We start from the raw sequence: 7334 nt of genomic DNA on the forward strand, positions 1-7334 counted from the left end.
CCGCCGAGCACGCCGCCACCGAGCACCCCGCCGCCGAGCGGCGCGCTCCCGTGCGACATCTACGCCTCCGGCGGCACCCCGTGCGTGGCGGCGCACAGCACCACGCGGGCGCTCCTCGCGGCGTACAACGGCAACCTGTACCAGGTCCGGCGCTCGTCGGACAACACGACCCGCAACATCGGCGTGTTGAGCGCGGGCGGCACCGCCAACGCGGCGACGCAGGACTCGTTCTGTGCGGGCACGACCTGCGTGATCACGGTCGTGTTCGACCAGTCCGGGCGGGGCAACGACCTCTGGTACCAGGGATCGAGCGTGGTGCCGGGCTCGCCGCAGAGCAGGCCGGCGATCGCGACCTCGGAGTCGCTCACGGTGGGCGGCGCGAAGGCGTACTCGCTCTACATCAACCCCGGTAACAGCTACTGGCGGGACGGCCACCTGACCGGCGTGCCGACCGGTGCCGCGCCCGAGGGCATGTACATGGTCACCAGCGGCACCCACGTCAACAACGGCTGCTGCTTCGACTACGGCAACAGCGAGACGACGAGGAAGGCCGACGCCGCCGGGGCGATGGACGCCATCAACTTCAGCACCCAGTGTTGGTTCGGCGGCTGCTCCGGCACCGGCCCGTGGGTGCAGGCGGACCTCGAATGGGGGCTGTTCCCCGGCGGAAGCAGCTCCTGGAACCCCAACCAGCGGTCTTTCACCAGCAAGTTCGTCACCGCGACGCTGAAGAACAACGGCACGACGCGCTTCGCGATCAAGGGCAGCAACGCCCAGTCGGGCAGCCTGTACACGCTCTGGGACGGCGCGCTCCCGCCGGGATACAGCCCGATGAAGAAGCAGGGAGCCATCATCCTGGGCAGCGGCGGGGACTGCTGCAAGCCCGACGGCGGCGCGAACCTGAGCGCCGGCACCTTCTACGAGGGGGCCATGGTCGCCGGCTATCCGTCCGACGCGACCGAGAACGCGGTGCAGGCCAACGTGGTGGCCGCCGGCTACCGCTGACCCGGCGACGCCACCTGCACACCCCGTCCGCCGGTCACCACGCTTCGCCGCGGTGGTGACCGGCGCGACGGGCCCGGCGGGCGGCCCGCCCGGTGCGGCTGCGGACTGCGAGCTTGCGCAGGCTGTTGCCGCGGTGGAACTCGATCCCGATCGCCGCCGAGCTGGAGCTGCGCCCCCATCCTGGGCGAGGCGACGAGCGTGCCGGGCACGGTGACCGAGGCGACGGCCGGGGCCGGCCTGCGGGCGCTGCCGCCGACCCGGGTGGTCATCGCGCACCGGCTGTCGACGGTCGCCGACGCCGATGTGGTGCTGGTGCTGGTGCTCGACGGTAACCGGCTCATGGATTGCGAGGCCCCGGCGGTCCTGCTGGCCGCCGGGGCCCGTCCGCTCGACCAGCCGGCGCACCCGGTGCCGCCCGTACGGGGGTCCGGCGCCGCCTCCCGGCCCATCCCAGCGATCTTGTCGCTCGCTACTGTTAGCCTCCGTGCGTCGCCGATCATGGCGGGTTTCATGTGGAATCTGGTGATTCCGCCCACTGCGGAGGGTGTTTCCTGATGGGCTGGCTATCGGTGGGAGACTCGTACGAGATCTCCCTCGTGGACGGGAAGGTGGCGGCCCGGTCGGCCGGCCCACGGGCCACCGGGCGTCCGCTGAGGACCCTGCCGAAGGCGTTGCGGGACAACCCCGAGGTGGACCGGTTGCGGCAGCTCGCCCAGTGGCTGGACCGGCACGCCGCCGAGTGCCTGGCCCGGGTCGACGCCTGGGTGGTGTCCTCGCTGCCGGTGCCGACCGCGCTGCTGGCCCGGGTCTGGCCGGATCCCGCCTGGCGGGACGCGCTTTGCGACCTCGTGGTGCTCGGGGACGACCCCGCCGCGCCGGGCTTCCTGCGGGACGTCACCGACACCGGTGACCTGCGGATGGTCGACCTCGACGGGGAGACCGTCCTGCTCTCGCCGACCAGCGCCAGGCTGCCCCATCCGGCGCACCTGCCCGCCCTGGCCGACCTGCGCGAGTTCGCCGACGAACTGGACATCACCCAGCGCATCGAGCAACTGCACCGGGGCATCTGGGACCGGCCCGCCACCCTGACCGACCGGGACACCACGGTCACCGACTTCAGTGGCACGCGGGTGCCCAACCGGTTGGCAGTCCGGGCCGCCACGTTCGGTTTCCGGGTCTCCGGCGCCCAGGTCAGGTGCCGGGTCTGGGAGGACGGTCGCACGGTCGAGGCCGCCCTCGGCTTCGACGAGGACTACTGGGACTCCGAGGCCACCCTCGGTGCCCTCTCCTGGGCGGTCGTGGACGGGCCGACCCTGCGGCTGGCCGAGGTGGGGCCGGTGGCCTGGTCGGAGGGGATGCGGATGGCGGCGGCCCTGTCGGGCGCCGTGACCACCACGGGGAGGACGGCATGACCGGGACGACCACCACGGCCCAGGAGCCGGTGGAGAGCCTGCTGGCCGCCGGAGCGGTGCTGCCGACCGGTGCCGCCGGGGCCGGCGACCGGGCGGTGCCGCTGACCGCCCGCAGCTACCGGCACCCGGCCCTCGACGACCGGCCGGTGGTCCGGCTGGTCGACGCCGCCCTCGGCGAGGGCGAGGACATCGCCGTCAGCTACCTCGGCCTGGCCCCGGCCGCCGAGCCGGCCGTCGTCGGGCTCGGCCCCCGCCGTCCGTTGGCCTTCCCCGAGTGGGTGCTGGTCCACCACCCCGCCGACGGCCGGCACGTCCTGGCGGCGGTGCCGGAACTGCGCAAGCTCGCCAAGCAGGCACGGTCGCGGCCGAAGGCCGCACTGGACGGGTACCTGGCCGTCGCCGACCGGTTCGCCCGTATGCTGCCGCACGTCCTGCCGACGTTCTTCGAGCAGGCGGCGCGGGAGTTCCTGGCCGCCGGGCAGGACACCTACGCGACGCAACTGTTCAACAAGGCGCGCCGCGCGGAGGCGCAGCACGGCCTGCCGATCGACCTGACCCGGCTGGACCAGGTCCACCTGGAGTTCGCGTCCGCCAGGGTGGTGTCCGGGGCGGCGTTGGCCGGCTACGCGAGGGAACTGTCCGCCCAGTTGCCGGCCCAGGAGGCACTGGACCGGTTCTGCCGGCTGGCGCTGCGCGCCGCGAGCGCCGGTGCGGTGCCGTCCACCCAGTCGGCCACCGCGGTCAACCGACTGGTCCGGGCCGCCGGCAGGGCCGACGCCGCTGCCGCCGACCGGGTGGCGGCCTACCTGACCGAGTTGCTCAGACTGCCCGCCGCCGCCGAGGCGCCGGCCGGTTGGTGGAAGGCGCATCGCCCGGCGGTGACGGCGCTGGCCGGCCGCGACCCGGCGATTCGCGGCAGCCTGCTCGACCTGATGCCCACCGAACCGGACAACCTGGTCCCCTGGCTGGCCCTGTTGACCGACACCGGCGCGCTCGCCGGACTGTCCGACGCCGACGTGCCGGCCGCGGCCCGACCCCGCGACGGGGCCACGGGGTGGCTGCGCCGCTTCCTCGGCCGGGCCGCCTCCGGCTACCGCCCCCTTCGGCTGCCGGCGCTGTACCCGCTGGTCGAACGGATGGCCGACCGGCTGCGCGCCGAACTGGCCGACACCGACGAGACCCTCGCCGCCGACGGCGACCTCGACCTGCTCGACCTGCTGCTCGCCCTCGACCTGCCGGTGGCCGCGCCGCAGGAGCGCGACGTCCTGGACCTGGCGCAGTGGGTCAAGGCCGGGGGAGAGCGGGACCTGCTCGCGTTGGCCGGCGACGACCGGTTCACCGGGGCCCTGCGCCGAGGGCTGGCCCGACTCGACAACGAGTCGCAGACGCTGCGCCGGTTGACCGACACGCCGGGCCTGCGGCCGAAGCTGGCCGAATGGCTGCGGGGCCGCGTCCGCGACCGGTTCAGCGCCGGGCTGCCGTACCTGCCGGAGTCGCTGGACTGGCTGGACGGCCTCCCGGTCGAGGCGCTGCGGCTGGTGTCCGGTGGCACCGGCCGCTCCGACCACGGTCCGGGCGGCGACCTCGAGTGGGCCCTCGGCGTCGACCTCGCCGAGCAGGTCGCCGGCAGCCTGCGTGGCGGCATCTTCGACGAGCTGGGCTGGCCGGACTGGGAGCTGGCCTGGCGGGAGGTGACCGGCGGCGACCACCGGGTCGAGCTGACCTGGCAGGAAGCCTGGCCCTACGTCATCCTGGGCGGCCCGACCACCGTCCGCGTGCTCGGCGCCGAGGGCATCGTGCTCCGCCACGACCTGCGCATCCCCGCCGGTGACAGGTGGGGCGAGCCCGGCTACCACTACGTCGACGGCCACCTGCTGGTCTACTGGCGGTCCCAGGAACTCGGCTACGACCTGCGCGGCTACTGGCATTCGGCCCCCGACGAACCCCAGCCCCTCCAGGGTCGCACCCGGGGCAGCCAGCCACGGCGCAACACGATCACCCTGCCGCTGCCCGGCGGTGGGCGGACCACCGGCGGTGGTGTGCTGCACCCCGGTGACAGCGTCGTCCCCGACGAGCTGCCGGTCATCACCGACGGCACCGCCCACTGGGTGTACCGCGACGGCGACGGCGACCACGGCTGGCGCGAGTACGACCCGGCCAGCGGCACCCACGGTCGGCGCGGCCTGCCCCGGTTCCTGGCCGACCTGCCGCCCGGGGAGAGCCTCACGGAGCACAGGAGCTGGCTGCGGCCCGCCCTGTCCGAGCGGGCCACCCCGGCCGCCGTGCCGGTGGACGGCCTGCTCGGCTGGCGGGTCGTCACCCGGCCGGACGGCTCGGTCCGCGGCGAGGACCTCGCCGGCCGCACCGTCACCGTGCCGGCGGGACACGAGCCGATCGGCGCGCTGGTGCTGCCCGGCGACGACCGGCCCCGCGCCGTGCTGCGCAACCTCGTCCTGCTCGGGCCGGACGGTGTCGTGTCGGCCGTCGGCGGAGAGTCCGGCCGACACTACACCCCCGACGCGGTGCCGCTGCCCGCCTGCGAGTTCCTCGGCAACCTGCTGCCCCGGGACCCGGCCGGCTCCGCCGCCCTGCGGCGGATCGACCGGGACACCGTCGCCGGGCTGCTCACGGTCGCCGTCGACGAACGGCGTGCCCTGCTGGCCGAGGCGGCGGCCCGAACCGGCGCTCGCCGCGCCGGCCCGGCCGCACCCTCCCCGGCCGCCGGGACCCCCGGGCCCGACCCGCTGGTCGCGCTGATCCGGTCGACGGTGCCGGCGATCAGCCACGACGCGCTGCTCGCCGGAGTCGCGGGGGTGCTGCGGCTGGCCGCCCGGGTCCGCACCGGCCTGGACGCCACGACCGAGCGGCTCACCCGGGCGTTGTCCGCGCCGACGGAGGTCCCGGTGGCCACCGCCACCGGCCCCACCGACAGGCGGCTCAGCGCGGCGCTGGACGGCCTGCGCGGCGCAGGCCACGGGGAGGCCGCCCTGGCCCACGCCTTCACCCAGTTTCAGGCGTTCGCCGCCCAGCGGTCCGCGACCGGCGGCACCGATCCCGCCGTGCGGCTGCACCTCGACGGGCCGGCGCTGCCCGGCGCCCTGCACTGGTGGCGGGTGCTCGGTGGCGTCGCGGCCGTCGCCTACCGGGCCGTCGCGGCGGCCACCCCGGACGAGCACCGAGAGGACCTGGCCGCCCTGCTCGCCGAACTCGACCGGCTCGACCTCAGCACGGCGGCCGAACCCGCACGGTGGCGTCGGTTCCGGCTGCACCTGCTCGACGGCGACCTGACCGACCCGCAGGGCGCCCGCCGGCATCCCCGGCCGGGCATCCTGCCGTTGCCCGACGGGGCGTTCCTCGCCGTCCTCGCCGCCAGCGGCACGCGCACCGGCTACCACCTCGACGCGCTGTACCACGACCCGGCCGGCGTGTTCGCGGTGCCCGAGCCGTACACGGTGGACTCCTCGGTGCCGGTCGGCGACGAACGGGCGGCCGGCTGGCTGGCCCGCTTCCGCACCGAGTGGGCCGCGCGTGGCCCGGTGCCCTGGCGGCCGGAGGCGGCCGAGCGGTTCGCCGAGCTGACCGGCCTCACCTCCACCGCCGCGAAGCTGGTGCTGGCCGGCGTGCCGAACGCGGACTCGACGACCCCTGTGCCGGTCGAGGTGCGCCGGGCACTCGGAATCCGGCAGGTCGGCGAGGTGAAGCTGGCCTTCGGCATGCTGAACGAGGCCAGCGCGCAGCTCCGGCGGGAGGTGGTAGCGGCGCTGCTGCCCGACGATCCGGCCCGGCTGTGGACCGACGGTCCGGACGTCGACGCGGCGGCGGCGGTCTGGACGGCCGCGCTGGGCCGCCGGGTCGTGGTGCCCGAACACCTGCTCGCCGCAGCGGTGCGGGTGGTGCGCGCCGACTGGAGCCCGGCCCAGGCGTTGCCGGCGCTGGTGGACCCGGCCCGGTCGGTCGAGCTGAGCACCGACCTGGCCTTCGAGATCAGCGGTGACCGGGCCCGACCGGTCGACGACCGGGCCACCGGTTTCACCGGCAAGACGCTGACCTCTACGGTCGCCCTGGCCGCCTGGGTCGCCCACCACACGCCGGCCGGCGACGAATGCCGGGCCGCGCTACCGGCCGCCCTGGCCGCAATCGGGGACCGACTGGCCAACCCCGGGCTGCTGCTCGACCTCGACCAGTACGTCTCCCTGCCGGCGTTCCGCCAGGTGGCGGGCGCACCGTCGGAGGCCGGGCCGGGCTGGGAACGGTACGGCGCCATCGTGCTGGCCACCCACGACGACCAGCCCTCGCCCGCGCTGCGGCCGGACCTGCTCGACGCCGACGGGACGGACCCGTACCTGCCGGCGCTGCGACCCGACGCGGCCCAGCCGTACCCGATGGAGGTGGCCCTGCGGCTGGTCCGCGACCCGCGGTTCGCGGCGCTGCTCGCCGACCCCGGCGACCCGGCCGGCGGCGACCGGGCCGAGGGCGGGACCTGGTGGCCGCAGGACCCCACCCGGTCCGTGCCCGACCTGGTCGCCGAGGTGGCCACGGCACACGGCCTGGGCGCCGACGCGGCGGCGGCGTACCTGATGCTGCTCGCCATGCCGGACCCGACCGACCGGAACACGGCGACGTGGACCGGCTGGAAACCGGCCCGGCTGAAGGCGGCCCGCGCCGAACTGGCCGGCACCGACCTGGTCGTCGCCGCCAGTCGGCCCAGGGCCGGCCGGTCGCTGTTCCTGCCCGGCCCGTGGCTGACCCGCGGCAACGGGCAGGCCCCCATCGAGGGCTGGAAAGTAACCCTGTTCGACCTGGCACCCGACGGTACGGCCGCGCTCGCCGTCACCGTGCCGGTCGAGCCGGTCGCCGACCTGTACCGGAGGGCCTGGCGACGGTTGCGCGACGGCGACCGGCCCCGCCTCGACACCC

General features: G+C 75.6%; 4 protein-coding genes. All 4 read left to right on the plus strand.

Annotated features, from left to right (window positions below; translation table 11 throughout):
- Window positions 1–1005 (plus strand): arabinofuranosidase catalytic domain-containing protein (locus E1258_RS27895; RefSeq protein ID WP_132406365.1); only part of this gene is annotated, 1005 nt, incomplete at its 5' end.
- Between the two features lie 198 nt (window positions 1006–1203).
- A complete protein-coding gene (locus E1258_RS27900; RefSeq protein ID WP_132406367.1) occupies window positions 1204–1560 on the plus strand; it encodes a hypothetical protein in 357 nt (118 codons plus the stop codon).
- On the plus strand, window positions 1560–2417 hold the full coding sequence (locus E1258_RS27905) for a DUF4132 domain-containing protein (RefSeq protein WP_132406369.1): 858 nt from the start codon (window positions 1560–1562) through the stop codon (window positions 2415–2417). Before E1258_RS27900 ends, E1258_RS27905 begins: the two co-directional genes overlap by 1 nt.
- On the plus strand, window positions 2414–7334 hold a 4921-nt coding region (locus tag E1258_RS27910; protein WP_132406371.1), incomplete at its 3' end, for a DNA-binding protein. The genes E1258_RS27905 and E1258_RS27910, both read left to right, overlap by 4 nt.

It is taken from the genome of Micromonospora sp. KC207 (genome assembly GCF_004348615.1).
In the GTDB taxonomy this organism is placed as follows: Bacteria; Actinomycetota; Actinomycetes; order Mycobacteriales; family Micromonosporaceae; genus Micromonospora.

Excerpts from the sequence above, each read along its gene's own strand:
- E1258_RS27905 (WP_132406369.1), top strand. The coding sequence starts at position 1,560 with ATGGGCTGGCTATCGGTGGGAGACTCGTACGAGATCTCCCTCGTGGAC.